Raw genomic sequence first — 18,078 nt, forward strand, 5'->3', positions numbered from 1 at the left:
TAACCCGCCAGGCAAGGAGCGATGTGAAAAGGATGCGAAATGAACCGGCAATCCAACTGTTCGAATGGTCCCCGCGCGTGCATATCGATCCGTTTCATACCCACGACCATTTGGAGATCGGTTATTGTTTATCGGGCAGCGGTACTTTTTATTTCGGGCAAAAGGCTTATGCGGCGCAGCCGGGCGACGTCTTCGTCGTCAACCACCTGGAGCGGCATGCTGCCGCATCGGATGCGGACAATCCGAGCCATTATCTGTTTTTATATTTTGACCCGATGGTGATCGAGCAGGCGGATAGGGAACTGCTGCTGCCGTTCGTCTATTTGCCGACGAAGTTTCAGAACCGTATTCCAGGGGAGCTGGACACGGCCCGCCGAATCGGAAGGCTGTTCCATGAGCTCACGGACGAGCAGCGGTACAAGCAGCCAGGCTATCACGGCATGATGCGGGGGAAAATTTTGCAGATTTGCGCGCTGCTGCTCAGGCATTACAGCGGACAAACGTCGTCTGCGGAATGGAACCGGACATTGACGTCCTACTACCGCATCAAGCCAGCGCTCGATTATATCGACGAGCGATTTCGAGAATCGCTGACGCTCGATGACGCAGCTGCCCGGCTTGGCTTAAGCCCGTCCCGGGCGCGGCATCTTTTTCAGGAGAAGCTGGGCATCGGGTTTAAACAGTATTTGCTCCGGCTGCGCGTAAACGAGGCCAAGCGGCTGCTGGCCAGCACCGATCTGCCGATGGCGGACGTCATGTTTGCTAGCGGCTTCCAAAGCCATGCGCCGTTTTATCGCGCGTTCCGGCAAATCGTCGGGTCCGCTCCTCTGGAATATCGCGAGTTGGCAAGGAATCTAGCCGTTTTTGAGAATAATATGGATGAAAATAAGACGACGACGCGCTCTCCCGCCGATTACAATGAAAGTACAACTTAGGTCAGGCAGGCTGTACACTCGATACGGAAATGGGGAGAGCAGATGGCAGGTTGGGGCTGGCAAGCGCTGCAAGTTTTGCTGCATGATGAAATCAAGCAGCGGAAGGAAGAAGGCTGCAACGTCGAGGGGTTTCAAGCGAAGCTAGAGGAGGCCGGGGAAGATGCCGTCAGGCTGACGACCGTTTACGAGGAATTGTCCGCATTGCCGATCGCGGCGGACTTCCCGTATTCGGAGCCGAACGGGCTGGACGAGATCCGGGCGGCGCGTCCGGAAGGTCCGCGCAAGCTGCGAGCGGAGTGGACGGAGGAGCAGTGGAAGGATAAGTTTTATGGTGCGTGGCTCGGACGAAGCGTAGGCTGCGCGCTTGGCAAGCCGCTGGAGATTGGGCCGTTCCTGTACGGCACGGACGAGTATCCCGGCTGGGCCAACGTAAAGCTGTGGTTCGAAGGAGCGGATGCTTGGCCAATTCGCGATTATACGCCGGGACAGTCGCGGGCACAGGAGCGGTACGGTCTGGCGCTCGCCCCCTACGGAAAGGAAAGCGAGCTGGAGCGTATCCGGTATATGGAAACCGACGACGATATCCGTTATACAGTGCTCGGTCTGCTGCTGCTGGAGGAGAAGGGAAAGGATTGGGACTCGTGGGACGTCGGCGGCCTATGGCTTAAGCATTTGCCGTTTCATAAGGTGTTCACCGCCGAGGCGCGGTCCTACGTCAACTTTACGGTGCTGAACAGCCAGATGGGGTGGCAGCGGGAAGCGGATTCCGATGCGCAAAAGGAGTGGGTGCGGATGCACTTGAATCCTTACCGCGAATGGATCGGCGCGCAAATCCGCGTGGACGGATTAGCCTACGGCGCGGCGGGGCATCCCGAGCTGGCCGCCGAGTTCGCTTGGCGGGACGCTTCGTTCTCCCACGTGAAGAACGGCGTCTACGGTGCTATGTTCGTGGCGGCGATGATCGCCGCGGCGTTCGTCGAAACCGACCCGGAGCGGATCGTGGAGATCGGTTTGAGCGAAATTCCGCAGCGCTGCCGCCTGGCTTCCGATATCCGACAAGCGGTGGCGATCGCCCGGGAAGCGAAAGACCAGGTCGAGCTGGTCGACCGGATCTGGGAGGCGTTCAAGCATTACCATCCGGTGCATACGAACAACAACGCCGCTTTATGCGCGGCAGCGCTTGTCTTCGCCCGCGGCGATTTCGAGACCGCGGTCACGACGGCGGTGCTCGGCGGCTGGGACACCGACTGCAACGGCGCAACCGTCGGTTCGATCATGGGCGCGATAGACGGGGCGAAGCGGCTGCCGGAGCATTGGACTGCGAAGCTGAACGATACGCTGTATTCGGAAATAAGCGGCTTTCATCCGATCGCGATTTCGGAATGCGCCCGGCGCAGCTACGAGGTTTATCGCCGCATCAACGGATAACAAACAAAAAACCGGCTCCTTGCAAGCACAAGGAGACCGGTTTTTCGACATTTGCAACCGTCCATCGGCATAATTATTCGTTGCGTATGTTTTCAAGCAGTGAGATGGCGTCCACCAAATGATTATCGAAGATTTGTCTGGCTACCCCGAGGAGGTCTTTAATCAGAGGATCGCGTAAAGAATAAATAACGGAGGTTCCTTCTTTGGTTCCGCTGACCACATTTTTGCTGCGGAGTACGGCCAAATGCTGCGACACGGCGGAGCCTTCGCTTCTCAGAATAGCCTGCAGCTCGTTAACGTTTTTGTCCCCTTCGCACAGCACCTCAAGAATCCGGATGCGCATAGGATGCGCCAATGCTTTGAAAAACTCCGCTTTAAACTGCTGGATTTCACGATTCATGGATCTAAGCCCCTTAAAACGTTGAACGTCTGAATATATGAATATCATACCACAGATAAGAAGCCGGTTGTAAAACAAACCGTGAACGTATAATATTGTTATATTCAAATAATCAAAGATTTGACCGGTTATTCGTTGGAAAGAGGCGATGGCATATGTCCGGCTTTTGGACTCGGCAACAAAAAGAGCTTGCGCGCCCGACGACCAAACAAGAAGTGATCGAAGCGGGTTTGGCTTATCTCGAAGGTGTGGGAGCGGATCTGATCTGTAAAGTTTGTATTCCGGGCGGCGGCTCCTGCTGCTCAGGCTGCCCGTTTCTGGAAGACGGTATCGGCTGCGGACAGCGCAATACGAGCTGTACGGCTTGGCTGTGCGGTTTCTTGAAGTATATCTATTATGAAGCCGGCTTGATTCGGGAATGGGAAGACTTTTGGGATCAAGTGCCGGGGCAGCAGTTCCGGTACGATACGACTCCGCGCCACTTTGCCGTCCGCGGTTGGCTGGAGCCGCCGAAGCTCCGTTTTTTATCCGAAGCTTTCGCGGACGATTTGCAGCGGCTCCGGCAGGACCGTCCCGCTTCCTGGCTTGTCGAGTTAAAAGGGAAGCTGGATTGGCTTATCGACGAAATAGTGGACAGCACCAATCCGAAATTCATCAAAAGAACCGAAGCCAAGCTGCACCGTTTGACCAGCGATTTTCACCGGTTCCACCAGGCCAAGGCCCAGCTCGACTAGCCCCCCGCATCCCGAAAGCATTCCCCTGGGTTCACCCCGAGCCCAAAAAGAAGTACAATAAGCTTAACCCAAACGAAAGCGGCTGAAACGATCATGCTGGAAATCCAATACTTTGAGCTGTATCGTACCTTCCATATGCCGGGGGAAGCGTGGCCGGAAGTGTCGGTGGCCAACCTTACGGAGCTCTGGCTTTGTACAGAGCGGAATGTGAAAATGATTCTTAAAAAGCTGGAAAGCGCCGGCTGGATCGAGTGGAGCCCAGGACGCGGACGCGGGCATGTATCCCGGGTCCGGTTTCTTATGGAGCCGCAGGAACTGCTGTTGGAACTGTCCAAGCAGGCGGTGCAGGGCGGCCGACTGAACGATGCGCTGGAGTGGCTGGAGCGGTTCGGTCAAGGAACGGATACGAAGGAGCGGTTCATGGCCTGGCTGTCCGATTATTTCGGCTATAAGAAGGAAACGGCCGACAGCAAGCCGGTCGAGACGCTGCGTTTTCCGGTGTTCCGGTCGATTCTGACCCTTGATCCCGGGCGGATGATCTATGCGTTCGAAGCGCATTTGATGAAGCAGTTGTATAATACGCTGGTCACCTTTAATGAGCAGCGGCAGACGGTGGAGCCGCAGGTTGCCCACTACTGGGAATGCAGTTCGGACCACCTCGTTTGGAAGTTTTATTTGCGGAGAGGCATCATGTTCCACCATTCCGCTTGGAACTGTGGAACGAAAGCCGGTGCGTGCTGACGGCGAACCCTTCTTATTTCGAAGGTCGGGCGCACCTGGACCGGGTCGAGGTGGTGTTCCTGCCGCCCGAGGAAGTGCACAACTTCCAAGCCGGCGATTCCGAAAAAATGCTGTGCAACCACGAAGGTGCAAGCTATCCCGTACGGCATCCTGGGAGCGCATCGAGCTGTTGAACAACGGCTGTACGATGTTGTCCTACAATATGCGGCAGGGCGGGCCGCAGCAGGACGTGCGGTTTCGCAAAGCGCTCCATCATTTGGTGGACCGGAAAAGCATGGTGGAGCGTCTCGGCGAAAATCGCCGTTTTCCTGCAACCGGGATGCAGCCTCACGATTATTTGGGGCAGGAGGATCATGCGTTCGATCCGTCCGTCGCCCGGAAGCTTTTGGACGAGATGGGGTATACGGGAGAGCCGTTCCGGATCGCGGCCATCTGGAAGCATCTGGCGGACGCATACTGGCTGCGGGACCGCTGCCGGGCGTTCGGGATCGAGGCGGAGGTTGTCTGCTATGAGATCTCCGAGCTGGCACAGCGGGTCCGGGACCATAAGTTGAACGCGGAGGCGCTGCTGCACCAATTCGTGATCGACGAAGGGGAAGTGTCGCTGCTGGAGCTGTATTTGCGCGAAGACAGCTATGTTCGCCTGGTTATGGACGAAGAGGTGAGCGCGCGCGTAGACAAAATCGCCTCTGACCTGCTGGCCTCTCCGTCACCCGAATATCGCAAGCACCGGATGCAGGAGCTGGAGGCGCTTATGAACCACGAGCATGTGGTGCTGTTCCTCTTGTTCAAAGGGCTGCAGACGGTGCACGATCCGTCCTTGCGCGGGGTAACGTTCAATTCGCTCGGCTGGATCGATTTCAAAAATGTTTGGCTGCAGTCCGTGTAAGACTTACGCGGCCGAAGCTTAAGGAGGATTTTTATGATAAGACAAGCTCAACCGGGAGACGCAGCTAGCGTCATACCGCTCATTTATTCCGCCATCGGCGATATTGCGTTTACTTTGACGGGCACTACCGATCCGGAGCAGGCGCAGCATATTTTGCGCGAATTTTTCGAGCGCCAGGACAACCGGCTCAGCTATGAGAATACGCTCGTTGCGGAGCGGGATGGACGTCCGGTCGGCTTTATACTGTTCTACCACGGCAGCCGTACGGCCGAATTGGATCGGCCGCTCGTCGAGCGGCTTGCCGCGAACGGACAACCGGATATCACACTAACGAAGGAAGCGCGGGACGACGAGTTTTATTTGGATTCGCTCGCCGTCGATCCGGCCTATCAAGGGCAGGGTATTGCCAAGGCTTTGATGGAGGCGTTCGAAGCGGAAGCCGCAAGGCGAGGATACGACAAAGTATCGCTGATCGTCGAGGAAAGCAACGACAAAGCGAGACGGTTGTATGAGGCCAAGGGCTACGAAGCGGACGGTCAGCTTCAGGTCAGCGGACATTTGTATGATCATATGGTGAAGCGGGTCGTTCCCGTGAAGTAAAGAATAATAGCCTCAAGCCCCCGGATTTTCGGCGGGTTTGAGGCTTTTTTATGTTAAAAAACATCACATAGCATCTTGTTTTTTTAGAAAGATGTTGCTACAATCAAACTATTAAAAAACGGAACTTAAATTCCGAAATTCGGTACGACAAGATTTTGACTCATGATTTCACGAATTCCTGTCAAGGAGGCGGCAACGTGTTTACGAAACAAGAGCTGCAAGACATCATCGAACTGATCGGCAGATCGCCCGTTCAGAAGTTTAAATATTCGGATGGGATGGCAAAATTATTAATCGTAAAAGACAACGCTTTCTTTTCGCCAAAAGCGGACAAACGCAGCTCGAAGCCGGCGGCGGAGCCCATAGCGGATCATGCGGAAGCTGCGGCCGCGAAGCCTTCAGAACCCGACGGCGGCGAGCATCCGGCAGTGCCCGAAAAGAACACGGAGGCGGATACCCTCAAGCTCATCGAGATCGTCGCGCCGACCGTCGGCACGTTTTATGCGTCGGCTGAGCAAGGAGCAGCGCCTTATGTGCAGGTTGGAGACAAGGTAACCCCGGACAAGGTGGTTTGCGTGCTGGAGGCCATGAAGCTGTTCACGGAAGTATCGGCCAAGGTAACAGGAGAAATCGTGGAGATCGCCGCCGAGAACGGGCAATTCGTGGAATACGGGCAGCCACTCTTTATCGTCAAACCCGAGTAATCGCGTGAACCAAACGGATGGAAGGGAGCATCTCATGTTGAAGAAAGTATTGATCGCCAACCGGGGAGAAATCGCCGTTCGCATTATAAGGGCATGTAAAGAACTGGATATGAAAACGGTTGCAATATACTCCCAAGCGGACAAAGCTGCCTTGCATGTGAGCATGGCGGACGAAGCCTACTGTATTGGGCCGACGGCCGCCAAGGACAGCTATTTGAATGTGGCCCGTCTGATCGCCGTTGCTTTGCATGCAGGGGCCGACGCTATTCATCCCGGCTACGGATTTCTGTCTGAAAATGCCGATTTTGCGGAGACATGCGAACAATACGACATCGCGTTTATCGGACCGGACGCGGAAGCGATTCGCAAGATGGGCTACAAGGCCGTGGCCAAAGAAACGATGCGGCAGGCAGGCGTTCCGGTCGTTCCGGGTACGGACGGCATCATCAACCGGGTGGAAGACGCTGTACGGATGGCGGCGGAAATCGGTTATCCGGTGATCGTGAAAGCAACCGCCGGCGGCGGAGGGAAAGGGATGAGAGTGGCCCAGGACGAAAAGCAGCTGGCCGAGGTCATCCAGCAAGCGCGGAAAGAAGCGGACGCAGCGTTCGGCAATTCGGGCGTCTATCTGGAAAAATACTTGGAAGGTCCAAGGCACGTCGAAGTGCAAATTATGGCCGACCAAGAGGGCCAAGTCGTTTATCTTGGCGAAAGGGATTGTTCGATTCAACGACGCCATCAGAAGCTGGTGGAAGAGGCGCCGTCCCCTGCGATCGACAGCGGATTGCGGGAACGAATGGGCGCTGCGGCCGTCGTCGCCGCCAAAGCGGTCAATTATCGTGGCGCGGGTACCGTAGAATTTCTGCTGGATCGGCATGGGCGGTTCTATTTTATGGAAATGAACACGCGCATTCAGGTCGAACATCCGGTCACGGAAATGGTCACCGGGATTGACCTCATCAAAGAACAGTTGACCGTAGCGGCAGGCTGCCCGCTTTCGTTCCGTCAACAGGACGTCCGTATCAACGGATGGGCGATGGAGTGCCGAATCAATGCCGAGAATCCGGCTCAAGATTTCATGCCCTCGCCGGGCAAAGTTACGGCTTACACGCCCCCGGGAGGCTTCGGTGTCCGGGTTGACAGCTCGGTATATGCCGGCTATCAGATTTCGCCGTTCTACGACTCCATGGTCGCGAAGCTCATTGTTTGGGGCAAAGACCGGCAGGATGCCATTCGACGTATGAGAAGGGCGCTGGACGAGTTTGTGATCGACGGGATCAAGACGACGATTCCGTTCCATCGGCAATTGATGGAGCACGAGACGTTCATATCGGGCGATTTTGATACGAAGTTCCTGGAAACGCATGAAATCCATCCGGACCGACCCGCGAACGAACATCGATGAAAAGAGGTGGGCAGCATGCCTGACAACCAGCGCGAAGAGCGGATGGAGCCGGAAATAGTTCCGCTGGGCGATGCCGCGGTTTCCGTCCAATTGGGTAGCGGCATTGATCCGAAGACGCACCACCAAGTTCAAGCTCTGGCCGCCTATCTTGAGCGGCATCCGTTTCCGGGGCTGATCGAAATTGTTCCGGCCTTTGTGACGGTTACCGTGTTTTACGATCCCTTGAAGCTGTGCGATCCAGTGACGGGGGAAAGCTGCAGAGTGCGAGGCGGCAGCGGGTTCCGCTCCCCGTATGAGATGATCCAAGGCATCATCAAGCGGGCGGCCGCTAACTTGGACAACACCTTTGAAAGCGCTTCGAATATCGTGCATATTCCTGTATGCTACGGAGGCGAGCTGGGGCCGGACTTGAACAGCGTGGCCGAATATCATGGACTGACTCCCGAGGAAGTCATCGAAATCCATTCGTCTCAAGATTATTTAGTCTATATGATCGGGTTCGCTCCGGGCTTTCCTTACTTGGGCGGACTATCCGAACGTATCGCCACGCCACGGCGAAGCACGCCGCGGCTGCAGATTGAGGCGGGAACGGTAGGCATCGGAGGAAACCAGACCGGAATTTATCCGATCTCTACGCCGGGAGGATGGCAGCTGATCGGAAGAACGCCGCTGCCGTTATTTCGCCCCGACCACCCTTCGCCCAGCTTGCTGAAGGCGGGAGATATCGTGCGATTCCAGCCGATCGCGCTTAAACAATTCGAAGAGTGGAGAGAGGGCAGCACATGAGCATGCAGATCGTCAATCCGGGACTCTTGACCACGGTACAGGATAAAGGAAGGTTTGGATTTCAGCGGCAGGGGGTTATCGTCAGCGGGGCTATGGATATGTTCGCGCTTCGTGCGGCGAATGCGCTGGTCGGCAACGAGGACAATGCAGCCGCCTTGGAAATCACGTTGATGGGAACGGTCATCCGGTTTGAGTCTGATTCGCTCATTTCCATCTGCGGCGGAAATCTGTCGTCTGCGATTGAAGGAGAGCCGGTTCCTTTATGGAGGCCCCTCTTGATCAGGGAGGGCTCGATGCTCGAATTCGGGCCGTGCCGGTCGGGCGCCCGCGCGTATTTGGCGGTAGCGGGCGGAATCGATGTTCCGCCGGTGATGCACAGCCGCAGCACGTATCTGCGGGCGGGAATCGGAGGGCACGAAGGAAGAGCCTTGAAGGCCGACGACCGGCTTGGCTGCGGTCTTCCTTCCGAACCGGCGGCCGGTTACCTGAAAGCCCGGCAGTCCGCTCTTCGTACGAGGAGGTGGCTGGCAGCGGAATGGTTTATGGGGAACGAGGCGCTGCCCGCCTATGGCAATGATCCCGTGATCCGGGTGATCCGGGGCCGGGAATACGATGCTTTTACGGAAGAAAGCCAAGCCGCGTTTGTCACCCGATCCTTTCGGATTTCGCCGCAGTCGGACCGGATGGGCTACCGGCTGCAGGGGGAGACGCTGGCTTTTAAGGAATCGCTGGAGACACTATCTGAAGCGGTTTCATTCGGTACCGTGCAGGTGCCGCCCGAAGGGAATCCGATCGTGCTGATGGCGGACCGCCAAACCATCGGAGGCTATCCGAGAATCGCTCAGGTCATCACGGCGGACCTTCCCGTTTTGGCTCAAGCCAAGCCCGGAGACAGCATCCGGTTCGCCGAGGTTTCTTTGCGGGAGGCGGAGGAGCTTTATATCCGGAAAGAACTGGAATTCGAACGATTGACCAGGGCGATCAAGCTTTATTTAAAGGCCCGGTGAATGACGTCTGGCGGTGCGTTATCCGCTGAAATTTGAAAGGAGGCGGCAGCCTGTGTATGTGATGGATTTAAATTGCGATCTGGGGGAAAGCTTTGGGGCCTATAAGCAGGGGAACGACGAGGAAATGCTGCGGCTCGTCACTTCGGTGAACATCGCTTGCGGCTTCCACGCCGGAGATCCCGGCACGATGCGTCAAACCGTCAAGTCCGCGCTGGGTAACAAGGTGGCCATCGGCGCCCATCCGGGGCTTCCGGACTTGATCGGCTTCGGCCGGCGGAATATGGATATTTCGCCACAGGAAGCGTTTGACATGGTCGTCTATCAAATCGGGGCGCTGAACGGCTTCGTCCAAGCGGAAGGGGGCGTGATGCGTCACGTCAAGCCGCACGGGGCATTATACAATATGGCGGCCCGCAGCGCCAAGCTGGCGGAGGCGATTGCAGAGGCCGTTTATAAAGTCAATCCGCAGCTGATTTTGTACGGCCTGTCCGGAAGTGAGCTGATTCGTGCGGGGGCCAAGCTCGGCTTGCTGACGGCAAGCGAGGTGTTTGCCGACCGCACCTATCAATCGGACGGAAGCCTGACTCCGCGCAGCCAACCGGACGCCTTGATCAGTGATCCGTCGGCCGCCGTCAAGCAAATTATGAACATGGTGAAGGAAGGAACGGCCAGATCGCAGCAGGGGGCGGACGTTCCCATCCTAGCCGAGACGATCTGTATTCATGGCGACGGGAAGCATGCCGTGGATTTCGCCCGCGGGATCCGGGACATGCTCCAAGCCGAAGGAATTGCGCTAGTGCCGGCTCACGATAACCGCAACATCTAAAGGGAGGAATACATTTATGTTGACGCTGCTTGGAGTCTTGATCGTCATCGTCGGCTTCGCCCTGCGCTTTAATCCGCTGCTTGTCGTTTGCGTGGCCGGGATTGTGACAGGAATTGCCGGCCATCTGTCCTTCGGCGAAATTTTAACGACCTTCGGCAACGCTTTCGTTTCCAACCGCTATTTGTCCTTGTTTATCCTCACGCTGCCGGTCGTCGGATTGTTGGAACGCTACGGTCTGAAGGAGCAGTCGCAGCAGCTGATCGGCAAAATTAAAGCGGCCACGACAGGCCGATTGCTGCTGGTCTACCTGCTTATCCGTCAAGCGACCGCAGCCATAGGGCTGACCAGCCTTGGCGGGCACGCCCAGATGGTTCGTCCGCTTGTTTCTCCGATGGCCGAAGGCGCGGCAGCGCACAGACACGGACCTTTGCCCAAAAACGTGTCCGATCGGATCAAAGCTTTATCCGCATCGACGGACAATGTGGGTCTGTTTTTTGGAGAGGACATCTTTATCGCTTTTGGCGCCGTGCTGCTAATCCAAGGCTTCCTGGCGCAGAACGGCATTCAAGTGGAGCCTCTGCACGTTTCCGTCTGGGGGATTCCGACGGCGATTGCGGCTTTTGTGATTCATGGCATAAGGCTGTACCTGCTGGATCGTAAAATCAAGCAGATGATGGATTCGGAGCCGTCCGGCTCGTCTGAAGTTACCTTGGAAGAGGTGCAGAGCCATGCTAGTTAATCTGGAATACGTTTACTATGTCGCCGCGGTCTTTTTGGCAATTATCGCAGGTCTCAGCTTGAAGGATACAAGCAATCCGAAGCGGCTGCTGACGGCGGCGTTTTGGGCGCTTTTCGCTGTATCCTTTGCTTTCGGCAAGCTTATTCCACCTATGTATATGGGGATCATCGTCATTGTCATGGCGGTCATTGCCGGCTTTGGCGGCGTGCGGTCGGGCAAGCATAAGCAAGTATCGGATGAAGAGAGGGCGGCTTCGGCAGCGAAATATAAAAACAAGCTGTTCCTGCCGATTCTGATGATTCCTCTTCTGACGCTAATCGGAGCTACCCTGCTCAAGGATGTGACCATCGGCGGCTTGCGGCTGCTGGACAAGTCCAACGTAACGCTGGCCAGCCTTGGCGTGGCGTGTGTACTGGCATTCATCGCGGGCATAATGCTGACCAAACAAAAAAGCATTGTCCCGGTGAAGGAATCGCGGCGCCTGCTCGATTCCATCGGTTGGGCTGCCGTGCTTCCGCAAACGCTTGCCAGCTTGGGGGCGCTGTTCTCCGCAGCGGGGGTCGGCAAAGTGGTCGCGGAGCTGGTCGGTTCCTCCATTCCGGTGGACAACCGTCTGCTCGTCGTAGCTGCCTATTCCATCGGGATGGCCGTATTTACGATGATTATGGGAAACGCTTTCGCCGCGTTCCCGGTCATGACGGCAGGCATAGGCCTTCCGCTGCTCGTGGGCATGCATGGGGCTAATCCGGCCATCATGTGCGCCATCGGCATGCTGTCCGGTTACTGCGGGACGCTGATGACGCCGATGGGGGCCAACTTTAACATCGTGCCGGCCGCTTTGCTCGATTTGCCCAAGTATAGTGTCATCAAGGCCCAAGTGCCGACAGCTCTAATCTTGTTGGCGACCAATATCGTGCTGATGTATGTTCTCGCTTTTTAGCGGCAGTCCGCCGCACATCGTGTCAATGCTCTAAATATCCCATATTTTTGGAAATCGCTTTACCTGCGGCCACGGTCTTCTCGATTAATTCCGGCAGCCGCTGTTCGGTAAAGCGGTTTTCTAATCCGGAGATGCTTAGCCCTGCAATCACTTGTCCGCTATAATTATAAATAGGAACGGCCACGGCCGAAGTAAAATTGCGCAGCTCCGAATGACTGATTGTGTAGCCGCGCGTTTTCGCTTCTTGAATCGACTCGATAAGCTTCCGCTTATCGGTGATCGTGCCGTCTGCGTAGGCGACGAGCGGCGTTTCTTCCATATACTTCTGCAGCTCCTGTGACGACATGAACGAGAGCAAAATCCGTGGACAGGCTCCGGCGTAAAGAGCAGCTCTGCGGCCGATTTGGGTGAACACCCTTACCGGCTGGGTCGTATCGACTTTCTCGATGTAGATCGCTTCGCTCCCTTCCCGGATGACCAGATTGGCCGCCTCTTCCACATCGTCCCGCAGCTGCTTCATGACCGGCAGGGCGATTTTGCGGATATCGAGACGCTCCTTGACCAACTGTCCGAATTGCAGGAACATGAAGCCGAGCTCGTATTTTCCTTCTGCGGTTTTGGCGAGCAGGCCCATTTCCTCAAGCGAGCCGATCATGCGGTGCACGGTCGTTTTCGCTAGTCCCGACAACGCCGACATTTCCTGCAAAGATAGCTGTTCGTAGGTTAGAAAGAGATCCAGAATCTCTTTGGCTTTGACGACGGTCTTGTTTTTATTCTGCATGGCAACCTCCAACTCGTTCCGTATATCGGAACGCTGCTTCAATTATATTAAAATATGAAAATACATTCCAGCTTTGCAACCAGGTTTTATATCGCGAGGAGGATATGATAGTGGAAAACATTCTTGTTACCGGGTTTGATCCTTTTGGAGGGCAGGCGCTCAATCCCGCTTTGGAACTCGTTCGAAGGCTGCAGGGAATAACGGTGGACGGCCATCGCGTGGAGACCCGCGAGATCCCGACGGTATTCGATAAATCGATTGAGCGACTGCTTGCGGCTGTGTCGGAAATCAAGCCGAAGCTCGTCATTTGTGTCGGTCAAGCCGGTGGCCGGCCGGATATTACGATCGAAAGGATCGCCATTAATATCAATGACGCCCGGATTGCCGACAATGACGGGCAGCAGCCGATCGATACGCCGGTCATCCCCGGGGGCCCCGCCGCCTATTGGTCCACGCTTCCGATTAAAGCCATGGTGAAGGAGATGAATGATCACGGCATTCCGGCTTCCGTATCGCATACGGCCGGCACGTTCGTTTGCAATCATCTGTTTTACGGCTTGATGCATCATCTGGCAACGACGGACAATGCGGCGGTTCGCGGAGGATTTATTCATATTCCATTTTTGCCGGAACAAGCCGTGCAGCATAAAGGACAGCCGAGCATGAGTCTGGAGGCTATCGTCAAAGGGCTGGAGGCAGGAATCGGGGCAGCTATCCGTTATCAAGAGGATATCGTCGTTTCAACAGGGCAAATCTGCTAACTGTCTTTAAGTCGTAGGTTTACCAAGACCAAAGGCCAGTTCCAAAACTAACCCTAAGGCCGTTATTGACAGTCCGTCATCCAGCTATACTTGGAATAGCTGATACACAGACGGAATTTTGTCGATAAGGAGCCTGATCATGGAATGGATTAGTCAAATGTTTGGACAGTACGGTTACTTCGTCTTATTCTTCGGATTGTTCGCCGAATCGCTGGCGCTGCCGTTTCCGGGAGAATTGGCTATGGCCATTGCAGGGCATATGGCTTCCTTGGGCACGTTTCAACTGGCCTCCATCATCCTCGTGTCGTATCTCGGGGCCATTACCGGCACGTTCGTCACCTATATGCTGGGCCGACGGCTTGGCACCCCGTTTTTTGAAAAATACGGTAAGTACTTTTTCCTTAAGCCGGAGCGTCTCCGCCAATTGACGGAATGGTTCGGAAAATACGGAGACAAGCTCATTCTGGTCAGTTATTTCGTCCCCGGTCTGCGGCACTTTACGGGCTATGTTGCCGGGATTCTCAAGGTCCGCTTCGGCACGCTTCTGCTTTACAACGGAATCGGCGGGATTTTGTGGGTGATGACTTACGTGACGATAGGCCATATTTTTGGAGCGAAAATCGAGCAGCTGCTGCATCTGATTACCCAATATTCCTTCGGGGCGATCGTCGTTCTTGCTCTGCTTGCGGGGTTGGCGGTGCTGGCGAGGAAGAAAAAAGCGCTGCTGATTCAGTGGCTGCGTGCGAGATACGAGGGACTGCAGAAGCTGTTCGTCCGCTCTGCAAAATAAGGAAAAAACGGCGGCGTCCGGGGTTTTGCCATTCCCCAGACGCCGCTGCTTTGTTTAAACTTTAGTTTTTAGCCGGTTCGGCAGGCTTCTGATCTTTGCCTTCCTTCGCATTCTTGGCATCCTGCTCCTGCTTGGCTTTAATATAAATTTCCTGCCCTTTTTCCTGTATTGTCTTGAGCGCATCGTCCACCGATTTCTTGCCTTCGATAACGGACTGGATTTCGTTTCCGGCCAACTCGTTGAACGGTTGATAAAAAAATTCGTACGGGATTTTGTTGAAGTTTTTGTAAAGGCTGTTCTCGCTCATTTTCAGCATATAGAATGGCTCCATACTGCGGCCCTCGCGTTCTTTGGCGTAAGCCGTCCGGGAAAGCATCGCCCCGTCTTCGGACTTGGTCAGCAATCTGGCCATTTCCTCGCTGTTAATATACTTGACGAGCTCCCAAGCCGCTCTCGGATTGGAAGAATTGGCATTGACGGCGAACAGCCCGGAAAGGGAGACGGAGTTTGAAACTTCCGGGTTTTTCGGATCGACCGGTACGGTAACGATATCCCAGTTGACAGGCGTTATGTCTTTCAGCGTTTCCTTGGTGCGTTGAAGGCTGCTAATCATATAAGATCCTCCAACCGTCATGGCAAGTCTTCCGGTGGCGAACAAATCTTTCTTCATATGGTCTTCCATCATCATCGGCTTATTTGGATCGAATTTTTCGTCGCTGCCGGCAAACACCGCCCCCGATTTTAAAGCTTCCACTGTCGTAAGAAGCGCTTCTTTCCAGCCGTCCGATTGGATCGTGACCGCTCCTTTGTCCGGGTCGACGAAGGTTAATCCGCTGGTCCCTCCGATAGCGTTCATCATTTGAAAAGCAACCTGCTTCTTATCGGAGAAAGCATACGATGTGTTCTCCGCAAAGCCGTAGATCCGGTTATCGCCTTGCCCGTCCTTCGGAAACCGCTTGGCAAGGTCAAGCACTTCGTTCCAGCTCATCTTGTTTTTCGGCAGCGGGACACCGTGCTTCTCGAATAAATCCTTATTATAAAATAACGCCTGACCGTAGAAGGAAGGGGTCAACCCGTAAATATTGCCGTTGCCTTTCGCTTTGATCTGCTCCACGACACTCGGCAAAATATTTTCGATGTCGAACTTGTCCTGACGAATGACGTCGTCGAGCTGGTACAGCTTGCCGTCATTGGCCCACTTCTCGAACGTATCCGGCGAGTCGAACATAAGCACATCCGGTTTTTCTTCGTCAATAAGCTTCTGGAATGCCTCGTTCGGGTCCTTGCCGCTGCCGTAGATGTTTTGCATAGAAACGACTTGCACGTCAATATTCGGAAATTTTGCCGAGAACAAGTTGCCGTATTGCTGGAAAAAGTAATTTTTGTCCCAGTATACGACCTTGATGCTCGCTTTCTCGTCTTTGCCAAGCTCCTTAAGCGTCTTGGACGGTTTGGCTCCTCCCCCTGAGTTACATCCCGCAATCAGCACGGCTACAGCCAGCCCGGCCGTGAGCCCAATACGACTTCGTTTCATTGCTTTTTCTCCACCTTTTCCGAAAGACGGCATAATTACCTTGCCCCGCCGTCTTTTCCCAATTATTTCTTCATCCCACATTAATAGACGGATGAAAGGCAGAAAAGAATTCATTTTTCTTTCTAAAATTTTCTTTATAATTTCTTTACAATTTGTGTTCGGGGTCGATTCGCAGCGTTTGAAGCTCGAAAAATTTGACTAAAAAAGGAAACCTCATTGCCCGGCAGCATGCAACATTTGGCAGAACGACACGTCAATACCATTTAGATGCGAACTCCAAAGGGGGTTGTTTTACTGAAAACGTATTTCCTAACATTGTCGTCCGCCGTGGCACTTGCCGTCACTCTCTTGATAGCCGGGTGCTCGGAAAAAAGCCCCGTTGAGCAGCCGTCCGCCATACAAGGAGGTCCGACAACCTCGACGGAAACGCCTTCCACTGCATTGAACGGTCAGACGTCCTTAGGTGACCAAGCGATGAAGAATGACGTACGGATCCGGCTAAAGGATGAGCCTCGGCTGCAATCCCCCGTCGCGACGAATGTTGCTCCGACGAAGCAGCAGTTTACGCTGGAATTCGGCGAAGCGATGGATTGGGCCTCGGTGGAAGCCGCCTTGCTGGAACAAGCCAAGCGGTATACGGAGAAGGAAGGAGCCTTCGGGGACGGGATCGTGCCTTCCTTCGATTACCGGTGGGTCAACGATCGGGAGCTGGACTTGACGGTTAAGGAAATTTCACTGCCCGAGCCAACGTTTCATTCTTATCAGCTAAGCGTCTCGGGAGCGAAAACGAAGAGCGGGAGGACGCTTGGCGAAACTCCTTCGTTCAAAGGAGTTGTAGAGCGGCCGAATCAATTGTGGAAAATGTCCGTAGACGGCAAAAGCTCGGAGTCGCTCACTTCGTTCGATCCGCCTTACGGAATCGAAATGCTGGATGAAGCAGGAAAGTTTTTGCTGCTCAGCCGTACGACTCATTATTGTCAATGCGATGCTCCCTTTGAAGGTATTTACACCGTGTACGATGTGAAAGAGAAAAAATTTATCCCGTACCCCAATAAATTGATGACCCGTTATATGGGTAGCGGGAACTTCATTGCCGACCGCCGGGGGTTCTTTTACGAGCAACCGGAGCAGGGGACGGAAATTCCGGCGAACGATACGGCCGCTGCGATCCGATTGAACGATTACGTGCATGGAGCGGGCTTCAGTAAAGACCGTACCCGGCTGATTATGGCGGTGGGCGTCAAAGAGCAGGAAAATGATCCCGATTTGCTCATTCTCGATCTGAAGTCCGGCAAGGAACGGCGGTTGTCCAAGGCATTGGTCGGCAGAGTGCCCATCAACCAGACGCATGCCGGCAAATTGCCGGTTGGTTTCGAGGACGACGGAGAGCGCGTATACATCATGATGGAAACGGACACCGGCCACGAAAAGCGGTACGTTTACACTTGGAAGACCGGGAAGCTCGAGCCTTTAAAACTGCCGCTGCCCGACGATTTATGGGGAGGCTTTACCCGTACGAGCGACGGGATCTATCAATTGTATTACCACGCCGGAATTTATAAAGGCACCGTCAAAATCTCGGAGGATATCCAGGGAGACGGAAAGTGGATTAGCGGAACTCATCTGCTCCTCAGAACGCAGGAGAGCCCGGATGCACCTAAGGATTCGGTTTATAATCAAGACCTCGTCATGTTCGACGCGGACAAACGTGCGGAGCATAAGATCGTCTCGGGCGTTGGGAGCGGTACTTCGGTGGCGGGTAGCAGTCCTGACGGAAAGTGGGTTTATCTTATTTCCGGCAAGCATTTAACGAAACCGTAATCGATCTGGAGCGCTGAAGCTACGGCGCAGCGTCACGGGCGGGGAAAAGACGGAACGTCCGTCTGCTTTGAAGAATCTGTAAGAAAAACGAAAAGAACCGTCTGCGTTTTTTGCGTGGACGGTTCTTCATCGTTCACAGTCTAGGATCCGAACTGTGCTTGATGCAGTCGGCTGTACACGCCTCCCGAAGACACGAGCTCGTCATGGCGCCCCTGCTCGGAAACCCCTTCCTCGGTAACGACGACAATCCATTTCAT

19 protein-coding genes and 1 pseudogene are annotated in these 18,078 nt (G+C 54.7%); 16 read left to right on the top strand and 4 right to left on the bottom strand.

Features of this window, described 5'->3' with window-relative positions; genetic code table 11:
• The first annotated feature begins 32 nt into the window (after nt 1–32).
• Both ET33_RS13010 and ET33_RS13015 read left to right on the top strand, forming a co-directional pair.
• Nucleotides 33–935 (top strand): AraC family transcriptional regulator, encoded by a 903-nt coding sequence (locus ET33_RS13010; protein WP_036681622.1) that lies wholly within the window; start codon nt 33–35, stop codon nt 933–935.
• Between the two features lie 42 nt (nt 936–977).
• Nucleotides 978–2,363, top strand: coding sequence for an ADP-ribosylglycohydrolase family protein (locus ET33_RS13015; RefSeq protein ID WP_036681625.1), 1,386 nt, complete (start codon nt 978–980; stop codon nt 2,361–2,363).
• A gap of 73 nt (nt 2,364–2,436) precedes the next feature.
• Here the strand turns inward: ET33_RS13015 and ET33_RS13020 are convergent, their stop codons facing one another.
• Entirely contained in the window at nt 2,437–2,763 is a 327-nt protein-coding gene (locus ET33_RS13020; RefSeq protein ID WP_036681629.1) for an ArsR/SmtB family transcription factor, read from the bottom strand.
• A 155-nt stretch (nt 2,764–2,918) separates the two neighbouring features.
• Between ET33_RS13020 and ET33_RS36380 the strand changes: the two genes are divergently transcribed.
• The 11 genes from ET33_RS36380 (at nt 2,919) to ET33_RS13080 (ending at nt 12,134) form a co-directional block, all read left to right on the top strand.
• Complete coding sequence (locus tag ET33_RS36380; protein ID WP_051775312.1) at nt 2,919–3,497, top strand: hypothetical protein; 579 nt, start codon at nt 2,919–2,921, stop codon at nt 3,495–3,497.
• A 93-nt stretch (nt 3,498–3,590) separates the two neighbouring features.
• On the top strand, nt 3,591–4,238 hold the full coding sequence (locus ET33_RS13030; protein ID WP_036681632.1) for an SgrR family transcriptional regulator: 648 nt from the start codon (nt 3,591–3,593) through the stop codon (nt 4,236–4,238).
• Between the two features lie 169 nt (nt 4,239–4,407).
• Nucleotides 4,408–5,127 (top strand): ABC transporter substrate-binding protein, encoded by a 720-nt coding sequence (locus ET33_RS13040; RefSeq protein ID WP_036681639.1) that lies wholly within the window; start codon nt 4,408–4,410, stop codon nt 5,125–5,127.
• 33 nt (nt 5,128–5,160) lie between these two features.
• Entirely contained in the window at nt 5,161–5,727 is a 567-nt protein-coding gene (locus ET33_RS13045) for a GNAT family N-acetyltransferase (RefSeq protein ID WP_036681643.1), read from the top strand.
• Nucleotides 5,728–5,924: 197 nt separating this feature from the next.
• The gene (locus tag ET33_RS13050; RefSeq protein WP_036681646.1) at nt 5,925–6,431 is read left to right on the top strand and encodes an acetyl-CoA carboxylase biotin carboxyl carrier protein; all 507 of its coding nucleotides are present in this window, start codon (nt 5,925–5,927) and stop codon (nt 6,429–6,431) included.
• Between the two features lie 34 nt (nt 6,432–6,465).
• A complete protein-coding gene (gene accC, locus ET33_RS13055) occupies nt 6,466–7,836 on the top strand; it encodes an acetyl-CoA carboxylase biotin carboxylase subunit (RefSeq protein WP_036681648.1) in 1,371 nt (456 codons plus the stop codon).
• A 15-nt stretch (nt 7,837–7,851) separates the two neighbouring features.
• A complete protein-coding gene (gene pxpB, locus ET33_RS13060) occupies nt 7,852–8,622 on the top strand; it encodes a 5-oxoprolinase subunit PxpB (protein ID WP_081890313.1) in 771 nt (256 codons plus the stop codon).
• Nucleotides 8,619–9,629, top strand: a complete 1,011-nt coding sequence (locus tag ET33_RS13065; protein WP_036681652.1) for a 5-oxoprolinase subunit C family protein — start codon at nt 8,619–8,621, stop codon at nt 9,627–9,629. The genes pxpB and ET33_RS13065 overlap by 4 nt, the downstream gene beginning before the upstream one ends.
• 52 nt (nt 9,630–9,681) lie before the next feature.
• Nucleotides 9,682–10,455 (top strand): LamB/YcsF family protein, encoded by a 774-nt coding sequence (locus tag ET33_RS13070; RefSeq protein ID WP_036681656.1) that lies wholly within the window; start codon nt 9,682–9,684, stop codon nt 10,453–10,455.
• Between the two features lie 16 nt (nt 10,456–10,471).
• Entirely contained in the window at nt 10,472–11,194 is a 723-nt protein-coding gene (locus tag ET33_RS13075; RefSeq protein ID WP_036681660.1) for a DUF969 domain-containing protein, read from the top strand.
• Nucleotides 11,184–12,134, top strand: a complete 951-nt coding sequence (locus ET33_RS13080) for a DUF979 domain-containing protein (RefSeq protein WP_036681663.1) — start codon at nt 11,184–11,186, stop codon at nt 12,132–12,134. Before ET33_RS13075 ends, ET33_RS13080 begins: the two co-directional genes overlap by 11 nt.
• Nucleotides 12,135–12,156: 22 nt before the next feature.
• Here the strand turns inward: ET33_RS13080 and ET33_RS13085 are convergent, their stop codons facing one another.
• Nucleotides 12,157–12,915: an IclR family transcriptional regulator gene (locus tag ET33_RS13085; protein WP_036681665.1), complete on the bottom strand. Its 759-nt coding sequence runs from the start codon at nt 12,913–12,915 to the stop codon at nt 12,157–12,159.
• 110 nt (nt 12,916–13,025) lie between these two features.
• On the opposite strand from ET33_RS13085, the gene pcp reads away from it, so the two are divergent.
• Nucleotides 13,026–13,676: a pyroglutamyl-peptidase I gene (pcp, locus tag ET33_RS13090; RefSeq protein WP_036681668.1), complete on the top strand. Its 651-nt coding sequence runs from the start codon at nt 13,026–13,028 to the stop codon at nt 13,674–13,676.
• 139 nt (nt 13,677–13,815) lie between these two features.
• Entirely contained in the window at nt 13,816–14,466 is a 651-nt protein-coding gene (locus ET33_RS13095) for a DedA family protein (protein ID WP_036681670.1), read from the top strand.
• Between the two features lie 61 nt (nt 14,467–14,527).
• Here ET33_RS13095 and ET33_RS13100 read toward each other — a convergent pair whose 3' ends face one another.
• Nucleotides 14,528–16,000 carry an ABC transporter substrate-binding protein gene (locus ET33_RS13100; protein WP_051775343.1) on the bottom strand — a complete coding sequence of 491 codons (1,473 nt, stop codon included), beginning with the start codon at nt 15,998–16,000 and terminating at the stop codon, nt 14,528–14,530.
• Between the two features lie 474 nt (nt 16,001–16,474).
• On the opposite strand from ET33_RS13100, the gene ET33_RS13105 reads away from it, so the two are divergent.
• Complete coding sequence (locus ET33_RS13105) at nt 16,475–17,821, top strand: hypothetical protein (protein ID WP_051775313.1); 1,347 nt, start codon at nt 16,475–16,477, stop codon at nt 17,819–17,821.
• A gap of 140 nt (nt 17,822–17,961) precedes the next feature.
• On the opposite strand, the pseudogene ET33_RS37430 reads toward ET33_RS13105, so the two are convergent.
• Nucleotides 17,962–18,069: pseudogene (locus ET33_RS37430) on the bottom strand (ABC transporter); the annotation flags it as partial.
• Between the last annotated feature and the right edge of the window lie 9 nt (nt 18,070–18,078).

This window comes from Paenibacillus tyrphae (assembly GCF_000722545.1).
GTDB lineage: Bacteria > Bacillota > Bacilli > Paenibacillales > NBRC-103111 > Paenibacillus_G > Paenibacillus_G tyrfis.

Bases quoted from the DNA above. Each gene is read 5' to 3' on its own strand.
- pxpB (WP_081890313.1), top strand. From the start codon at position 7,852: ATGCCTGACAACCAGCGCGAAGAGCGGATGGAGCCGGAAATAGTTCCG.
- accC (WP_036681648.1), top strand. From the start codon at position 6,466: ATGTTGAAGAAAGTATTGATCGCCAACCGGGGAGAAATCGCCGTTCGC.
- ET33_RS13045 (WP_036681643.1), top strand. From the start codon at position 5,161: ATGATAAGACAAGCTCAACCGGGAGACGCAGCTAGCGTCATACCGCTC.
- ET33_RS13095 (WP_036681670.1), top strand. From the start codon at position 13,816: ATGGAATGGATTAGTCAAATGTTTGGACAGTACGGTTACTTCGTCTTA.
- ET33_RS13100 (WP_051775343.1), bottom strand. From the start codon at position 16,000: ATGAAACGAAGTCGTATTGGGCTCACGGCCGGGCTGGCTGTAGCCGTG.
- ET33_RS13010 (WP_036681622.1), top strand. From the start codon at position 33: ATGCGAAATGAACCGGCAATCCAACTGTTCGAATGGTCCCCGCGCGTG.
- ET33_RS13075 (WP_036681660.1), top strand. From the start codon at position 10,472: ATGTTGACGCTGCTTGGAGTCTTGATCGTCATCGTCGGCTTCGCCCTG.
- ET33_RS13085 (WP_036681665.1), bottom strand. From the start codon at position 12,915: ATGCAGAATAAAAACAAGACCGTCGTCAAAGCCAAAGAGATTCTGGAT.
- ET33_RS13065 (WP_036681652.1), top strand. From the start codon at position 8,619: ATGAGCATGCAGATCGTCAATCCGGGACTCTTGACCACGGTACAGGAT.
- ET33_RS13020 (WP_036681629.1), bottom strand. From the start codon at position 2,763: ATGAATCGTGAAATCCAGCAGTTTAAAGCGGAGTTTTTCAAAGCATTG.
- ET33_RS36380 (WP_051775312.1), top strand. From the start codon at position 2,919: ATGTCCGGCTTTTGGACTCGGCAACAAAAAGAGCTTGCGCGCCCGACG.
- ET33_RS13105 (WP_051775313.1), top strand. From the start codon at position 16,475: ATGAAGAATGACGTACGGATCCGGCTAAAGGATGAGCCTCGGCTGCAA.
- ET33_RS13015 (WP_036681625.1), top strand. From the start codon at position 978: ATGGCAGGTTGGGGCTGGCAAGCGCTGCAAGTTTTGCTGCATGATGAA.
- ET33_RS13080 (WP_036681663.1), top strand. From the start codon at position 11,184: ATGCTAGTTAATCTGGAATACGTTTACTATGTCGCCGCGGTCTTTTTG.
- ET33_RS13030 (WP_036681632.1), top strand. From the start codon at position 3,591: ATGCTGGAAATCCAATACTTTGAGCTGTATCGTACCTTCCATATGCCG.